This is a genomic window from Wenzhouxiangella sp. XN79A, assembly GCF_012272825.1.
Lineage (GTDB): Bacteria > Pseudomonadota > Gammaproteobacteria > Xanthomonadales > Wenzhouxiangellaceae.
Genome location: NZ_JAAWWS010000137.1, coordinates 95021 through 111457 on the forward strand (window position 1 = coordinate 95021; position 16437 = coordinate 111457).

Sequence of the window (16437 nt, forward strand, 5' to 3'; positions counted from 1 at the left end):
CCGCGCCCGTCAACTTCCCGCGCCGACGGCGGGGCGCCGGAGCGAGCCCCGGGCAGGGTCAGCCGCCGTGCGATCGCCGGCCGGGTCCGGCCAGCCCAGGCCGAGTCGCCGGCGGCGCGCGCGCAGCGCCCGCTCCGGCGCGTCGGACTCGGCTCGTTCGACGTCCGGTGGCAACCAGGTGGTCGGCTCGAGGTCCGGCCACAGGGCCCGCACGGCAGGCAGCCGCTCGATGGTCACCCACAGTCGCGCCGGGCCGGGTCCGCACGGGCTGCGCAAGGCGATTGCCCGCCGCTGCCGGACCAGCGTCGCGAACGGTCCGGCCCAGCCGCCGGCCGGCGTTCCGGCCAGTCCGATGCCGCGTTCGCCCTCCACTGCGGTCAGGAATCCGGCGGTCCGCAGCAGGCGTTCGAGCGCCTCCGGGCGGTGCGGCAGGCGCAGCGCCGACCGGGTCGCGGGTGGCGCATCCGGCGCCGAACGACGCACGGCGGTCGGGGCCGGTCGGGCGCGCGCCCTGCCCCGGCCGGGTGAGGCCTCGAAACTTCGCGTTCGTCGTTCCTCGGCCGCGGCATCATCGAGATAGCTGTGACGCGGTGCGTGGATCAGGCCCTCGGCCAGCGGCGAGGGTCGCTCGAGATCGACCGCGTGGACGTCGATTTCGCCGCCTTCGATCGCGGCGAGCAACGCGATCAGGCCATCGACGTCCATGTGCTCGTGCAGGCAGTCGTCCAGCGCCTGGCGGACCAGCGGATGCTCGGGCACCGCGCGCGGACCGGACAGGTTCTCCAGGCAGGCCAGCTGATCGGGGAACACGCAGGCGACCAGGTTCTCGGTCCGGCTGCGCTGCTGCTGGGCCGGCACCGGACCGCGATGATCGACCCGCGGCAGCAGCAGCGCGGTGTTGGCCGCCCAGCGGAATCGGGTCAGGAACAGCGGCGTGTCGAGCAGGGCCTGGACCAGGACATCGCGTGCGCTGTCGGCGCGGACGAACCGGACCACGTCGGCGGCATCGAACTGGCTGGTCACACCCAGCGAGATCAGCACGCCGTCGTCGGTGGCCGCGGCCTGCAGCTCGAAGTTGAACTGCCGGCAGAACCGCTTGCGCAGGGCCAGGCCCCAGGCCCGGTTGATCCGGGCACCGGCGAAGGTATGCAGGACCAGGTGGCGATCTCCGTTGGGGTCGAAAAATCGCTCGACGACCAGCCGGCGCGGTCCCGGCAACGCGCCGAGGGCGGTCTCGGCCTCGGCCATCCAGCCGAGCAGTTCGGGGTCGCGCAGGCCATGCTCGAGCCGGGCCAGGATCGCGTGACGAACGGCATCGGTGCGGCCCGGCCCATCGCCGAACCAGAACGGCAGTTCGGCCGCCGGTTCGCGGTCGGCCGGTTCGACGTCGACCTGCCCGCAGCGCACGCGCAGGATCCGGAACCGTCGGTGACCGAGCTGGATGACCTGCCCCGGCGAGGATTCGAAGGCGAACTCCTCGTCCAGCCGGCCGACTTCGGCACCACCCGGCTGCGCGACGACCCGGTATTCGAACCATTCCGGGATGGTGCCGGCATTGGCCAGGATCAGCCGGTGCAGGCCGGCCGGTACCTGCAGCCGGTCGGTGTCCGGATCGAAAGCCAGCGCCGGCGGACGCTGGGCCGGCGGCAGGCGACGATCGACCGTGCCCAGCGCGCCGGCGAGCGCGCGCAACGCGTCGGCTTCGAGCTGTCGCCACGGCCATGCGCCGCGGACCCGGCGATGCACCGCGTCGATCGTCTGCAGCCCGTCGAACGCGACCAGTGCATGCAGTTGCTGGGCAAGAACATCCCGATAGGCGGGCGCGGCGGCAAGTCGGTCCATGGCGCCGTCCTCGAGCGCGGCGTGCATCGCTTCGAGCTCCAGCAGCTGGTGCCGGGTCAGCGGAAACCAGTGCAGCTGCGAGCGAGCGCCGGGTCGATGACGGCTTCGACCGGCCCGCTGACGGAGCGCGTTCAATCCGCCCGGGGCCCCGACCTGGGCGACCCGTTCGACCCGGCCGAGGTCGAGCCCGAGTTCCAGCGACGCGCTGCCGACCAGCACGGCCAGCTCGCCGTTTCGAAAGGCCTGCTCGGCGGCGCTGCGGCACTTGCTGTCCAGACTGCCGTGGTGGGCCCCGACCTGCGCTTCGCCGAGTCGCTCGCCGAGCGCGGCTGCAGTGCGTTCGACCTGCGCCCGGGTCGCGCAGAACACCAGCAGCCCGCCGTCTGCGCCGGCCAGATCGGCCAGCCGATCATGGATCGCGCTCCAGTGCGCAAGCCCCGGGAACGGTCCGAGCGGCGGTCCGGGTCGCTCCACGATGATCTTCGGTGTCGGATCCAGGGTGTCCGGCGGCGCAACGATGTCGACCGCCGTGGGCCCGCCGAGCCAGGCCGCCAGCGCCTGGGCGGGTTCGGCGGTGGCCGACAGCCCGATGCGCTGGACCGGCGAGCCGCACAGCGCGTCGAGGCGCTCGAGCGTGATCGCCAGGTGAGCGCCGCGACGATCGGGTGCGATGGCATGGACTTCGTCGATCACCACGTGGCGCACGTTGCGAAGCAGGCGGCGCCCGCCGGCCGATCCGAGCAGCACGAACAGCGACTCGGGCGTGGTGCTGAGCACCTCGGGTGCCGCCGCCAGCTGGCGGCGCCGTTCGGCCGCCGGGGTGTCGCCGCAGCGCAGCGCCGCGCGGACCGGCCGGCCGCGCAGCCGACCGGCCTCGCCGAGCAGCGGATCGAGGTTGACCAGGATGTCGCGAGCCAGGGCTTTCAGCGGAGCGATGTGCAGCGCGCGAACGCCGGCCGGTGGGGCGGCGCTTCGATCGTTCCGACCATGACCATGACCGTGGCCATTGCCATTGCCGTTGCCGATCCCGTTGCAATTGTCACTGCACGGGTCAGGGCACTGGCCGCGCAGCGTCTCGGCGACCAGCCCTTCGGCAATGGGGCGCCAGGCCGCCAGCGTCTTGCCCTGCCCGGTCCCGGCGATCAGCAGGGCCGAGCGGCCGGCCCGCAGCAGCGGCCAGGCCGCACGCTGGACCGGTGTGGCCGGGCCGACGGCGTCGCGGAACCAGCCATCGAACTGCGCGGACGGCGGAAACAGGGTCATCCCCGAAGACTGCCGTTGCCGGTTCTCAGAACCTGAGAATGGCCCGTCGAGCGGCACCTACCGGTTCACGACCGGCCGACTCACGGCGGGTCGACTCACGGCCGGTCGCCCAGCGCGCGCCGCCAGCCGGCACCGATCATCCGCCAGTCGCCGTCGTCGAGACGCCAGCGGGTCTCCACGCGCCACAGCTGGCCCTCGTCGGGCAGCAGGCCCGACCCGCCGGTGGCCAGGGCGCCGAAGGTGGCGGTGGCCCGCCGTTGGTCGTGCAGTTCGACGACCGGGTCGTAGCGGGTGACGGCGATCCGGCTGCGGGCCATCCGTTCGCGCCGCACCAGCAGGCCGAGCGCGCGCCGGTCCAGCGCTCCGTTGTCGGCGATGAAGTCCTCGGCGATCGGCGCCATGAACTCGCCGACCTCGCCGGCTTCGAGCGCGTCTTCCATTTCGTCCAGGGTTGCGAGGATCCGTTGTTCGGCCGGCGGCGGCGCTCCGCAGCCGGCGACCAGCAGTGCGAGCAGGCCCAGGCTCGCGGTAAACCGAGATCGTCGAACGCGGTCTTCGCCGTGGCGGTCAAGCGCCATCGAGCACGGTTTCGAGCAGCCGCGAGGCGACGACGATCAGGTCGTATTCGGTGACCAGGCCGACGAGCTTGTCGTTCTCGACCACCGGCAGGCAGCTGAGTCGATTCTCGCGCATCAACCGGATGGCCTCGACGGTCGTGGTCTCCGGCGAAATGGTCATCGGATCGGGGCGCATGATGTCGCGGACCATCACCGGATCGCCGTTGTCGCGCTTGTCGTCGCCGCGGGCGACCAGGCGCAGCAGCTGACGATGACTGACCAGGCCGAGCAGCCGGCCGGAATCGTCCTCGACCGGCACATGGCGGACGTAGCGCCATTCCATCAGGCTTGCGGCGAAGTCGACGATGTCGTCAGGGCGCACCGTGAACAGGTCGGTGGCCATGAACTGCCCGACCGTGCGGTAGCTCTCGCGCCAGTCCTGGTCGACGCCGAATTCGGCCAGTTCCCAGTCGGCGACCATGCCGTCTTCGTTCTGGTTCCGGACCATGCCGGCGGTCAGCGCGCGCAGTCGCTCGTGCATGCTGCCGCGATCGCCCATGTTCTCCAGCGAGCGCAGCTGCCAGCGCGCGCCGGTCTGGCGCGAGCCGACCCGGCGTTCGATCACGCCGAGATAGCGCTCGATGTCGTCGCTGTCGATGCCGGCCTCGCGCAGGCCCTCGTCGGCCAGCGGCAGCAGTTCTTCGAGGATCAGCTGCTGGGCCGGCATCTGGCGTTCGTCGAACCAGACCTGCTGGGCGCGCAGCCCGTCGCGCGCGGCCGACATGAAATTGCTCTTGACGTCGGCGAAGTTCAGGTGGTCGCGGATGTCGTCGACGGCATGCGAGAGCTTCGACATCATCCCGAAGAAGAACGCCGCGTTGGCGATCTCGTCGATCACCGTCGGCCCCGACGGAATCACCCGGTTCTCGATTCGCAGATGCGGCTTGCCGTTGTCGGAGATGCCGTAGCAGGCGCGGTTCCAGCGGTACACCGTGCCGTTGTGCAGCCTGAGCGCGTTGAGTTTGGGCACTTCGCCCCGGGCCACCATGCCGATCGGGTCGTCTTCGAACTCGGTGGTCAGGATCACCCGGAACCGGGCGATGTCCTCCTTGAAGATCTCGATCACCGACTCTTCGATCCAGTGGTCGCCGAAGTGGACGCGCGGCTTCAGACCGCGGGCGGCCAGCGCCTCGGAGCGGGCATCGATCGAATTTTCGAACACTGCGATGCGGGTCTCGTGCCAGAGCCGCTTGCCGAGCAGGATCGGCGAGTTCACGCAGGCGGCCAGCAGCGGGCCGGTAACGGCCTGGGCCACGTTGTAGAGCGACGCGAATTCCTCGGCGCCGACCTGGAAATGGACCTGGAAACTGGTGTTGCAGGCTTCCAGCATCAGGTTGTCGTGCTGGAAGTTGAGCTGGTCGATGCCCTTGATGGCGAACTGGAAGTCCGATCCGCGCAGCCTCAGCAGCGCCTCGTTCAGGGCGAAGTAGCGCGCGGTCGGGACCATCGCGTTGAGGGTCAGGTGGTCGCGGGTCAGGGTCGGCAGGATGCCGACCAGCACGATCCGGGAATCGACCAGATCGGCGTGTTCGCGGGCCAGCGCGACGACTTCCTGGGTCTCTTCCTCCAGCCGGCGCAGGCACGAGCCGCCCAGCTCCAGCGGCGACAGGTTGGCCTCGAGATTGAACAGGCCGAGTTCGTGGGTGAACCTCGGGTCGTCCAGCTCGTCGAGCAATTGCATCGCGGTCATCGCCGGCCGGTAGGCCCGGTCGACCAGGAACATCTCCTGTTCGGCGCCGATCCGGCGGATTCCGCTTTCGAAGTGCCCGGCAGCAAGCATCGCCTCCATGGCCCTGACCTCGTTCAGCAGTGCCTTCATGAAGGCACGACGCGTTCCCTCGTCGCTGCTGCGCTCTACGTTCTGCTCGCCCATCGGTCGTCCCGGTTCCAGCCGCGGTCCGGCGTACGCCACGAAGCGGCCGGATACCCCGGATGATAAACGTCCTATCGATCGCCGGCAAACCGGCCGGCCTTGTCTGGCCCGTGGGTCTGTGCGAATCTAGGCGGCGGGTAGACAAACACAAGAAAGGGAATCTTCGACAATGAGCGACAAGGCCTGGCTGCAGCAGTATCCCGACGGCATTCCGGACCGGATCGACATGGGCGAGTTCAGTTCCGTGGTCGATATCTTCGAAAGCAGTTGCGTCGAATACGCCGACCGGGTCGCGTACGAGAATTTCGGCGCGACGATCACCTACGCCGAGCTCGACCGCAGGAGTGCCGCATTCGGCGCCTACCTGCAATCGCTGGGCCTGGAGCGCGGCGATCGGGTCGCGATCATGCTGCCCAACCTGCTGCAGTACCCGATCGCACTGTTCGGCGTGCTGCGGGCCGGCCTGGTGGTGGTCAACACCAACCCGCTCTACACCGCGCGCGAACTGAAGCACCAGCTCAACGATTCCGGGGCGCGGGCGATCGTGGTGCTGGAGAATTTCGCCCACACCCTCGATACCGTGATCGGCGACTGTCCGGCCTGCGAACACGTCTTCGTGACCGGCGTCGGCGACCTGCTCGGCTTCCCGAAGGGCTCGTTGATCAATTTCGTGCTGCGCCACGTCAAGAAGGAAGTGCCGGCCTACAACCTGCCCGGTGCCGTGCGCTTCACGGCCGCGCTGAAGGCCGGCGCGTCGCAGTCGCTGGATCGGCCGGCGCTGAACCACGACGACCTCGCCTTCCTGCAGTACACCGGCGGCACGACCGGGGTGTCGAAGGGCGCGATGCTGACCCACGGCAATATCGTGGCCAACGTCCAGCAGTCCTCGGCCTGGCTGGGCAACAACATCGATTACGGTCGAGAGATCATCGTCACCGCGTTGCCGCTCTATCACATCTTCGCGCTGACGGCGAACTGCCTGGTGTTCATCAAGTTCGGCGGCCGTAACCTGCTGATCACCAATCCGCGCGACATGAACGGCTTCGTCAAGACGCTGAAGGCCTCGCCGTTCACCGCGATCACCGGCGTCAACACGCTGTTCAACGGCCTGCTGAACACGCCCGGTTTCGACCAGGTCGATTTCAGCAAGCTGCGCTTCACGCTCGGCGGCGGGATGGCCGTGCAGCGCGCCGTGGCCGAGCGCTGGAAGCAGGTCACCGGCGTGCCGCTGATCGAGGCCTACGGACTGACCGAGACCTCGCCGGCGGCCTGCATCAACCCGATGGACCTGACCGACTACAACGGCGCGATCGGGCTGCCGATCCCGTCGACCGAGGGCAAGGTCATCGACACCGAAGGCAACGAGGTGCCGGTCGGTGAGCCCGGTGAGCTCTGCATCCGAGGCCCCCAGGTCATGAAGGGCTACTGGCAACGGCCGGAAGAGACCGCCAAGGTGCTCGACGACGACGGCTGGCTGAAGACCGGTGACATGGCCTGCTGCGACGAGAAGGGCTACTTCTTCATCGTCGATCGCAAGAAGGACATGATCCTGGTGTCCGGCTTCAATGTCTATCCGAACGAAATCGAGGACGTGGTCGCCGCCCATCCCAAGGTGCTCGAAGTCGGCGCGATCGGGATCGAGGACGCCAAGTCCGGCGAGCTGGTCAAGGTCGTCGTGGTGCGCAAGGACGACAGCCTGACCGTCGATGAACTGCGCGCCCACTGCAAGGAGCAGCTGACCGGCTACAAGGTCCCGAAGTACGTCGAATTCGTCGACGAGCTGCCGAAGACCAATGTCGGCAAGATCCTGCGCCGCGAACTGCGCGACAAGTTCGGTGAGGCGCGCAGCAGCTGATCCGGCCGAAACCGCCGAGTCAGAGAATCTGTCCGGGATCGGGCTGGCCTTCCAGCCCGGACACCCCGGTCCCGATCAGGCGCACGCCGATCCGGCTCTGGTAGCCGGCCCAGGCCCGGGCCAGCGCGCAGGCCGCCTCGGCCACCGTCTCGGCATTCCGGGTGTAGCCGTCCAGCGACTGGCTCCGGGTCAGCGTCGAGAACCCGCCCGAGCGCAGTTTCAGATGGACCGTGCGGGCGTACAGCGAACGCTCGCGCAGCCGGCGGGCGCAGGCCGCGGCCTGGGTCCGGATCACCTCCTCGATCGCGGCGAGCTCGTGCAGGTCCTCGGAAAACGTGCTTTCCTGGCTGATCGAGCGCCGCACCCGACGGTCGTCGACCGGCCTCGGGTCGATGCCGGCCGCGCGTTGCCGAAAGGTTCCGGCCTGCCGCCCCAGTGCCTGGCTCAGCAGGCTTTCCGGACCCTGGCGCAGCTGCCCGACGGTGAAGATGCCGGCGTCGTGCAGCCGCCCGGCGGTGCTCGGACCGATGCCCGGAAGGCGCCGGATCGGCAGCGGATCGAGAAAGCGCTGGACCGTTTCGTCCGGGACCCAGGTCAGCCCGTCGGGCTTGTCGTAGTCCGACGCCAGCTTGGCGATCAGCTTGGTCCCGGCCAGTCCGACCGAGGCGGTCAGCCCGGTGGCGTCGAACACGGCCTGTTTCAGGCGCCGACCGATCGCGGCCGGCAAGATCGCCGGATCGAACGGACCGAGGTCCAGGTAGGCCTCGTCCAGGCTCAGCCCCTCGACCCGCTCGGCATGCGCCGCGAAGACCTCGAAGATCGCCTCGGACACTTCGCGATAGTGCGCGTGCCGGGCGCGCACGAACACCGCGTGCGGGCACAGGCGTCGGGCCCGCGCCGCCGGCATTGCCGAGCGCACGCCGTAGCGGCGGGCCTCGTAGCTGGCCGCCGCGACCACGCCGCGGGCGCCATCGCCGCCTACAATGACCGGACGGCCCCGCAGGTCCGGCCGGTCGCGTTGCTCGACGCTGGCAAAGAACGCGTCCATGTCGACGTGCGCGATCAGCCGTCGCTGGTTCACCATTCCGGAAACTCCATGCCCATCGCGTCCGTCTTTCCCGTCATCGACCGTCATATCTGGCTCAACCATGCCGCGATCTCGCCGTGGCCGGCGCCGGTCGCCGACGCGATGCGCGCGTTCGTCGACGACAACGCGTGCTACGGCCCGCTGCACTACAACGACTGGCTGGAGGTGGAAGCCGGCCTGCGTCGCCGTGCCCGCGATCTGCTCGATGCCGAGTGCGAATCCGACATCGCGCTGGTGAAGAATACCTCCGACGGCCTGGGCCTGATCGCCGCCGGCCTGGATTGGCAACCGGGCGACCGATTGCTGCTGCTGGCCGGCGAGTTCCCGAGCAACCGACTGCCCTGGTACCAGCTGACGCCGAAGGAGGTCGAGGTCGTCGAGCTGCCGTTCGACCCGGCCGACCCCGAGGCCGCGTTGATCGAGGCGCTCGATGCGCGGACCCGGCTGGTGGCGATCAGCGCTGTGCGCTACGACAGCGGGATCCGGATCGACCTTGCGCGTCTCGGCCGGGCCTGCCGGCGGCACGGGGCGCTGCTGGCCGTCGATGCGATCCAGCAGCTCGGCGCGCTGCCGCTGTCGGTGCGCGAACTGTCGGTCGACTTCGTGGTCGGCGGCAGCCACAAGTGGTTGCTCGCACCGGAAGGCCTGGCGCTGTTCTGGTCGCGTCCGGAGGCCCGCGAGCGTCTCCGGCCGGTCCAGAGCGGCTGGCGGATGTGGCCGGACATGTTCGACTTCGACCGTGCCGACTGGTCGCCGCCGGCCGACGCCCGACGGTTCGAGCCCGGAACCTTGAACATGGCCGGAATCCACGGGCTGGCCGCTGCGCTGGGCGTTCTGCTCGAGACCCCGGCCGACGAACGGGCCGCTGCGCTGGAGGCCCGGGTCGAGCACCTGGTCGACGGTTTGTCCGGCCTGCCCGACCTGGTGCTGGACACGCCGAGGGCCGCCCGTCGACGGGCCGGCATCGTGACCTTTTCCTCGCCGCGTCGCGCGCCCGACCGGTTGCTCGGCGACCTGCGGCGAGCCGAGGTGTTCGCGGCCCGCCGGGGACCGGGCGTTCGCCTGTCGCCGCACTTCTACACCCCGATCGAGCAGCTCGATCGGGCGCTGGACGTCGTTGCCGATGCACTGGCCCGTCCATAGGCCCGATCCGGCCGCCCGGACGCCCCGCGGGTTCGAGCCGCGAGCATCGGCGCTCGGCGCGACCGGCATGACCGCAACTGCGCGGCAACGCACAGCGTTCCGGGTGTTTCGCGCACCGCGTCTCACCCACCCAGGCTGCGCATCGACGCTGCTTGACGGGGCTCGCTGCGAGGGGTAGTTTCGAGGGTCCCCTCCCCACCGGAATGTTCGACATGTTCAGCAAGAAGGACGGCGGTGAATCCGCCACCGATACCCCACGCAACCCCACTGCACCGGCCGCGAGCCGGAGCCCGGGCAGTGCCTCGGGCAGCCGGGCCGCCGCCACGATCGGCCCGTCGATCCGGATCAACGGTGACCTCGCCGGCGAGGAAGACCTGATCGTCGAGGGCCGGATCACCGGCACCGTCGAGCTGAAGAGCAACACGCTGACGATCGGCGCTCAGGGCCAGGTCGAAGCGCGGGTCTACGCCCACACCATCCTCGTCGAGGGCACGGTCAACGGCGATCTGTATGCCTCCGAGCGGATCAGCATCCGCCAGTCAGCGCGGATCGAGGGCAACATCTATGCCCCGCGCATCAGCCTCGAAGACGGCGCGCGGTTCCGCGGCGCGATCGACATGGATACCGACAACGAAGCCTTCCGCAAGGCCTTCGGCACTGCAAGCGCGAAGCCTGCCCCCGCCGCCTCGGCCGAGGTCCGCCCATCGAGCGGGTCGGAGACAGCCGGCAAACCGGCCAAGCCGGCCGCGAACGGCGGTGGCAGTGCCTCGTCGTCGAGCAACGTCGCCTGATCCCGACAAACACCGCGATGCAGTCGACGCTCGAAGCGAGCGCGCCCATGGCGCGCGACGCGCGCACGCAGCCGCTGCGGGTTCCGTTGCTGCTGGAACGGCTCGATGCCTTGAACGAGGCGCGGCGCGAGCACTGGCTTGATCTCGGGCGGGCCCAGCCCGCGCTGATCGAGCGATTGGCCCGCGGACCGAATCGCCTGGTCGTGGCGGATTTCGCCGCACCGGATACCGAGCGCGGACTGCCGGGCACGGTGCCGGCCGTCCCATCGACCGGGTTCGACGTCGTGCTGGCCTGGGACTGGCCGAACTACCTGGTCCCGGAGGGGCTTTCCCGGCTCGGTGCGGAATTGGCGCGCTGTTCCCACGCGGGCACGGTCCTCCACGCCCTGATCCACTATCGCAACGACCGGATGCCGGAAACGCCCCAGCGGCTCCGCCTGGCCGCGGACGGCCGGCTCGATGAAGATGGTGTGGTCGAGCACCTGCGCCCGGCCCCCCGGTACAGCCCCAAGGCGCTGGAGAAGGCCATGTGCCACTGGCAGGTCGATCGGACCCTGCTGCTCAACAACGGCATGCAGGAATTCGTGCTGCGGTTGCGCTCGACCTCCGCGCACTGACGAACCCCGGACAGGAAAAGGGGCGCCGGAACCTCCGGCGCCCCCACGATCGCATGGATCGGGCCTTGCTGTCGCGTCAGGCAGCGTCCGAGGCCTGCTCGGAATCGCTTTCCAGCAGCTCCTCGCGGCGCTGGCCGGCAATCGCGATCCGACGCGGCTTCATCCGCTCGGGCAGTTCACGCTGCAGCTCGATATGCAGCAGACCGTTCTCGAGGCTGGCCGATTCGACGCGAACGTGGTCGGCCAGCTGGAAGCGACGCTCGAAGGAACGCGTAGCGATGCCGCGATACAGGAACTGGCGATCATCGCCGTCGTCATCCTGCTTGCCGCCGGAGATGGTCAGCGTGTTCTGCTCGCTGACGATGTCCAGTTCGTCGTCGGAGAATCCGGCCACCGCCATGGTGATCCGGTACCGATCCTCGCCGCGCGCTTCGATGTTGTAGGGCGGGTAGCCGGTACCGTCGACGCGAGCGGCGTTGCTGAGCATGTCGGCCAGGCGATCGAAGCCGATGGCCGTGCGATACAGGGGGGTAAGATCGAACGTAGTCATGGGTCTATCCTCCAATGAGCAATAGGTGGTGCAACATTCGGAACCGCCGGATGGCCGGTTCCGGAGGCCCCTCATCGGCGACCTCGGGGACAGAAATGGTCACGCCCGGCGGGCGTTTCAAGAGCGAGGCCGAGCGGACCGGCGCCTTGCCGCCTCAGCGCTTGCGCTTGCGAACGCGCTGGCGGCGCTTGATCTGCCGCGGCGTCAGGGTGTTGCGCCGGCCGGAGAACGGATTCTCGGAATCGCGGAAGATCAACTGGATCGGGACCCCGACCAGGTCGAAGCTTTCGCGGAAGCGATTGATCAGGTAGCGGCGGTAGGCCGGCTGGACATGCTGGGTGCGATTGCCGTGGATGATGATCCGGGTCGGGAAGTTGCCGCCGGCGTGGGCATAGCGCAGCTTGGGTGCGAAGCGCTGGACCACTGCCGGCGCATGCGCTTCCACCGCCTTTTCGAGCACCCGGCTGAGCGCACCGGAGCTGAGCCTGCGGCACGCGGTGTCGTAGACGGTCCGCACGGCGTCGAGCAACTCGCCGATCCCGCTGCCGTGCAGCGCCGAAAGAATCACCACCGGCGCCCAGGACACGAACTTCAGGTCGTCGCCGGCATCCTTCAGCAGTTGGTTGCGGGCCTTCTCGTCGATGCTGTCCCACTTGTTCAGCACCACCACGAGCCCGCGACCGGCCTCGACCACGTGACCGGCCAGCCGTGCGTCCTGATCGGTGATGCCCTCGCTGGAATCGAGCAGCAGGCAGACCACGTCGGCCCGTTCCATCGCCTGCAGGGCCTTCAGCGTGCTGAGCGATTCGACGGCTTCGTGCTGGGCGCGGCGCCGGCGGATCCCGGCGGTGTCGACCAGTTGGAACAGCTGGCCGTCGCGCTCGAGGTCGGCCCGCACCGGGTCGCGCGTGGTCCCCGGCTGGTCAGCGGTGACCGCGCGCTCTTCGCCGAGCAGGCGGTTCAGCAGCGTGGACTTGCCGACGTTGGGCCGGCCGATCAACGCCAGCCGCAGTGTGTCGCCGGCCGCACCCTCGACCGGGACCTCGGCCGCGGCCGGCGGTAGCGCTTCGAGGACCGCGCGGCTCAGGGACTCGAGGCCACGCCGATGCGCAGCGGCGATCGGAATCAGCGCCGGCAGGCCCAGCGCGGAGAACTCGGCGATCGCCTGGTCGATATCGATGCCATCGGTCTTGTTGACCGCCACGCGGACCGGTACGTCGAGCTTGCGCAGCGACTGGGCGATCTCGTAATCCTCGCCACCGGGCGGCTCGCGGCCGTCGACGACCAGCAGCACCAGGTCCGCTTCCTGCAGCGCCGCCCGGGTCTGGGCCTGGGCGCGCTGGTTGATCCGGTCGCCGTCCGGATCGAGGCCGCCGGTGTCGACCAGCAGCACGTCGCGGCCGTCGAGCTGCGCCCGACCATAGATGCGGTCGCGGGTCACGCCGGGCTGATCGGCGACCAGCGCGTCCCGCGTCCTGGTCAGGGCGTTGAACAGCGTCGATTTGCCGACGTTGGGACGTCCGGCGATGACGACGACCGGCAGCGCTTCGGGGTGCACGCTGGGCGACCGCCCGGTCAGCGCTGCGCGCCGACCCGCCAGGCCGAGAGGCGCCCGTCACGGTCGAGCAGGTAGAGCAGATTGCCGATGACCAGCGGCGCGGCGGCCGGCGGTTCCTTGCCGGCACGCTCGCGGGCGACCGGTTCGCCGGTGTCGGCGTCCAACCAGTGCAGGTAGCCCTCGCGATCGGCGACCACGACGAAGCTGCCCTGGAACACCGGTCGCGTCACGTCCCGGCGCTTCAGCGACTCGTTCTGCCAGACCGTCGCGCCGCTGAGGCGGTCGACCATCCAGACCACGTCCTCGGCGTCGGTCACGGCCAGCTGGGTGCGCGAAATGGACACGCCGCTGTCGGCCGCGATGTCCTTGACCCACTGGATCCGCCCGCTGTCCAGGGCCAGCGAGGCCATCCGGCCGTGCCGGGTGACGGCGTAGAGATCGCCGCCGACAATGACCAGCGGCCCGTCGATATCGGACAGCCGTTCGAGTTCGGAACGGCCTTCCGGGATGCTGACGCGCTGTTCCCACAGCCGCACGCCGTCGGCGATCCGCAGCGCGGTCACCGCTCCGTCGTCGTAGCCGATGAAGACCTGGCCGCCACGAACCAGCGGGTCGGAGTTGCCGCGCAGCGTCAGCAGCGGCACGCTGCGATCGTAGATCCACTCGCGCCGTCCCGATTCGGCATCGATGCCGAAGACCCGGCCGTCGATGGCGCGGGCGATGACGATGCCGTCGCGCAGCACCGGCAGGGCCAGGACTTCCGACGAAAGCTGGGTCTGCCAGAGGATTTGCCCGGAGGCGCGATCGACGTGCACGACCATGCCGTCGATGGTGCCGAACAGCACGCTGTCGGCGAAGACGGCCGGGCCGGAGGCGAGGTCGAGCTCGAGTTCGAACTGGCGCAGCACGTCGCCCGACTCGGCGTCGATGACGCGGACCCCGCCCTCGTGATCGGCGACCCAGAGCTCACCGTCGATATAGAACGGTTTCAGGTTCGGCGCGCTGCGGTCGAGCCCCTTACCGGTGTTGACGTTCCACAGTTCCTGAACCGGCAGCGTTGCGTCGAATTCGACCAGCGCCATCGGGCGATCGGCCTCGTCGTCCTTTTCCGAGAACAGTCCGCAACCCGACAGCGCGCCCAGGGCCGCCAGCAGGAGCGCAGCGTTTCGCAGGCGGCCAGGCGCAGGCGTCACGACGCCTCCGTTTCGCCGGCTGCCGAGCGGAGCGCGTCGCGCTTGGTCTGGACCTGCCGGGCGTTGTTGCCTTCGCCTTCCAGCTGCGCCACGGCCTCGTCGTAGGCCGCCAGCGCCTCGTCGGTCCGGCCAAGCTCGGCGAGCAGGTCGCCGCGCGCTTCGAGCCAGAGGCTTTCGAAGCCGACCGGACGCTCGCCCTGGAGCAGGGCCAGTCCGGCCTCGGCACGTCCGGTGGCGGCCTCGAGCCGGGCCAGTCGAAGCCGGACCAGCGGTTCCAGTGCGGTGCCGGCGGTGCGCTCCAGCAACGCGGTGTAGTGATCGCGGGCCGCTTCGTGCTCACCGGCCTCGACTTCGGCACCGGCCAGCAGCATGGTTCCGAGATCGACGTAGGCGTGGTCGCCGACCGCCTCCTGCATGCGCTGGAGCTGTTCGCGGGCCGCGTCGAGCTGGTCGGCTTCGATTTCCTGCTGGACCGCGGTGTAGAAGTCGCTGGCCAGCGCGCCCTGCCCCTCCTGGTAGGACTCCCACTGACGGAATCCGAAGATGCCGCCCAGTGCCAGCACCACGCCGACGACCAGCGCAGCGCCGTTCTCGCGCAGCCAGCCGCGAACGCGTTCGCTCTGTTCGTGTTCGTCGTAAAGTTCAACCGCCATGTGCTTCTGTCCTCGATCGTGGTGTCGTCGCGACGCCTTGCAGCGCCACGGAATGATAAATCAGGCCGGCTCGCCGGATGCGGCCACGTCCGGGCCGTCGGTCGCGAATCGGCGTCGGAGCTCGGCGCCGAGCCGGTCGGCCGGCACCGAGGATTGCGGCGAATCGCCGCGCAGGTCCTTGATCGTCACTTCACCGGCTGCGAGCTCCGCCTCGCCGAGCACCAGCGCTACCGCTGCACCCGAGCGGTCGGCGCGCTTGAACTGGGCCTTGAAGCTGCCGCCCTGCAGGTCGGTGATCAGCCGCAGTGCCGGCCAGTGATCACGCAGTCGTTCGGCCAGGCCCAACCGCGCCGCGCCGGCCTCGCTGCTGACCAGATAGGCGTGCGGCCGATGCTCGAACTGCTGCCCGGTCGATTCGACCAGCGCCAGCAGCCGTTCCATGCCGAGCGCGAATCCGATCCCGGGCGTCGCTCGACCGCCCTGGATCTCGACCAGGTCGTCGTAGCGACCGCCGGCACAGACCGTGCCCTGCGCACCGAGCGCATCGGTGGTCCACTCGAACACGGTCCGGCAGTAATAATCCAGGCCGCGAACCAGGCCCGGGTTGTGCGTCCAGGCAATGCCGAGGGCATCGAGCAGCGCCGTGACCCGCTCGAAATGCCGACGTGCCTCGTCGCCGAGGTGCTCATCGAGCCGGGGGGCGTCGACCAGCAAGGACCGGGTCTCGGGATTCTTGCTGTCGAGGATGCGCAGCGGATTGGTCTCCAGGCGGCGCTGGCTGTCGGCGTCGAGCCGGTCGACCCGAGGACGCAGGTAGTCGACCAGCGCGGTGCGATAGCGCTCGCGGTCCTCGCGGTCGCCGAGGCTGTTGATTTCCAGCCGCAGCAGGTGATCGACGCCGAGCTCGCGCCACAGTCGGCCGGCCATCGCGATCAGCTCCGCGTCGGTTTCCGGCGTCTCCATGCCGAAGATCTCGACGCCGGTCTGATGGAACTGCCGCTGTCGGCCCTTCTGCGGCCGTTCGTGGCGAAACATCGGGCCCTGGTACCAGACCTTCAGGCCCGGCGGGTTCAGCAGGCCGTGCTGGAGAACCGCCCGGACCACACCGGCGGTGCCCTCCGGACGCAGGCACAGGCTTTCGCCATTGCGGTCCGGAAATGCATACATCTCCTTCTCGACCACGTCGGTGCCCTGCCCGATCGCGCGGGTGAACAGCTCGGTCTTCTCGACCACGGGAATCCGGATTTCACCGAACCCGTAGGCAGTCAGGCGTTCGGCCAGGCGCTGTTCCAACCACTGCCAACGCGCCGCGTCGGACGGCAGGATATCGTGCATGCCCCGAACGGCTTGCAGGGTCTTCATGAATCCGTTCTCCGATCGATGATGGCTGCGCGT

At 69.4% G+C, this 16437-nt stretch carries 13 protein-coding genes; 4 read left to right on the forward strand and 9 right to left on the reverse strand.

Annotated elements, in window-relative coordinates:
* Positions 1-9: 9 nt before the first annotated feature.
* The 3 genes from HFP89_RS05115 to HFP89_RS05125 form a co-directional block, all read right to left on the reverse strand.
* Positions 10-3105 (reverse strand): DEAD/DEAH box helicase, encoded by a 3096-nt coding sequence (locus HFP89_RS05115; RefSeq protein ID WP_168716568.1) that lies wholly within the window; start codon positions 3103-3105, stop codon positions 10-12.
* Between the two features lie 95 nt (positions 3106-3200).
* Entirely contained in the window at positions 3201-3683 is a 483-nt protein-coding gene (locus HFP89_RS05120; protein ID WP_168716569.1) for a nuclear transport factor 2 family protein, read from the reverse strand.
* The gene (locus HFP89_RS05125) at positions 3673-5595 is read right to left on the reverse strand and encodes a CBS domain-containing protein (protein ID WP_168716570.1); all 1923 of its coding nucleotides are present in this window, start codon (positions 5593-5595) and stop codon (positions 3673-3675) included. Before HFP89_RS05125 ends, HFP89_RS05120 begins: the two co-directional genes overlap by 11 nt.
* Before the next feature lie 169 nt (positions 5596-5764).
* Here HFP89_RS05125 and HFP89_RS05130 point away from each other — a divergent pair, with 169 nt between their 5' ends.
* Positions 5765-7450: an AMP-binding protein gene (locus HFP89_RS05130; protein ID WP_168716571.1), complete on the forward strand. Its 1686-nt coding sequence runs from the start codon at positions 5765-5767 to the stop codon at positions 7448-7450.
* A 19-nt stretch (positions 7451-7469) separates the two neighbouring features.
* Here HFP89_RS05130 and HFP89_RS05135 read toward each other — a convergent pair whose 3' ends face one another.
* Entirely contained in the window at positions 7470-8534 is a 1065-nt protein-coding gene (locus tag HFP89_RS05135; protein WP_168716572.1) for a DNA polymerase IV, read from the reverse strand.
* 12 nt (positions 8535-8546) lie between these two features.
* Between HFP89_RS05135 and HFP89_RS05140 the strand changes: the two genes are divergently transcribed.
* The 3 genes from HFP89_RS05140 to HFP89_RS05150 all read left to right on the forward strand — a co-directional run bounded on the left by HFP89_RS05140 (position 8547) and on the right by HFP89_RS05150 (position 11088).
* Entirely contained in the window at positions 8547-9680 is a 1134-nt protein-coding gene (locus tag HFP89_RS05140) for an aminotransferase class V-fold PLP-dependent enzyme (RefSeq protein WP_168716573.1), read from the forward strand.
* A 212-nt stretch (positions 9681-9892) separates the two neighbouring features.
* The gene (locus tag HFP89_RS05145) at positions 9893-10471 is read left to right on the forward strand and encodes a polymer-forming cytoskeletal protein (protein WP_240956045.1); all 579 of its coding nucleotides are present in this window, start codon (positions 9893-9895) and stop codon (positions 10469-10471) included.
* A gap of 47 nt (positions 10472-10518) precedes the next feature.
* Positions 10519-11088, forward strand: a complete 570-nt coding sequence (locus HFP89_RS05150; protein ID WP_168716575.1) for a hypothetical protein — start codon at positions 10519-10521, stop codon at positions 11086-11088.
* Positions 11089-11164: 76 nt separating this feature from the next.
* Here HFP89_RS05150 and HFP89_RS05155 read toward each other — a convergent pair whose 3' ends face one another.
* The 5 genes from HFP89_RS05155 to hisS all read right to left on the reverse strand — a co-directional run bounded on the left by HFP89_RS05155 (position 11165) and on the right by hisS (position 16404).
* The gene (locus tag HFP89_RS05155; RefSeq protein ID WP_168716576.1) at positions 11165-11638 is read right to left on the reverse strand and encodes an Hsp20 family protein; all 474 of its coding nucleotides are present in this window, start codon (positions 11636-11638) and stop codon (positions 11165-11167) included.
* 154 nt (positions 11639-11792) lie between these two features.
* The gene (der, locus tag HFP89_RS05160) at positions 11793-13196 is read right to left on the reverse strand and encodes a ribosome biogenesis GTPase Der (RefSeq protein WP_346775188.1); all 1404 of its coding nucleotides are present in this window, start codon (positions 13194-13196) and stop codon (positions 11793-11795) included.
* A 17-nt stretch (positions 13197-13213) separates the two neighbouring features.
* Positions 13214-14389 (reverse strand): outer membrane protein assembly factor BamB, encoded by a 1176-nt coding sequence (gene bamB, locus HFP89_RS05165; protein ID WP_168716577.1) that lies wholly within the window; start codon positions 14387-14389, stop codon positions 13214-13216.
* Positions 14386-15042 carry a tetratricopeptide repeat protein gene (locus tag HFP89_RS05170; protein WP_168716578.1) on the reverse strand — a complete coding sequence of 219 codons (657 nt, stop codon included), beginning with the start codon at positions 15040-15042 and terminating at the stop codon, positions 14386-14388. Before HFP89_RS05170 ends, bamB begins: the two co-directional genes overlap by 4 nt.
* A 60-nt stretch (positions 15043-15102) precedes the next feature.
* Entirely contained in the window at positions 15103-16404 is a 1302-nt protein-coding gene (hisS, locus tag HFP89_RS05175; RefSeq protein WP_168716579.1) for a histidine--tRNA ligase, read from the reverse strand.
* Positions 16405-16437: the final 33 nt, after the last annotated feature.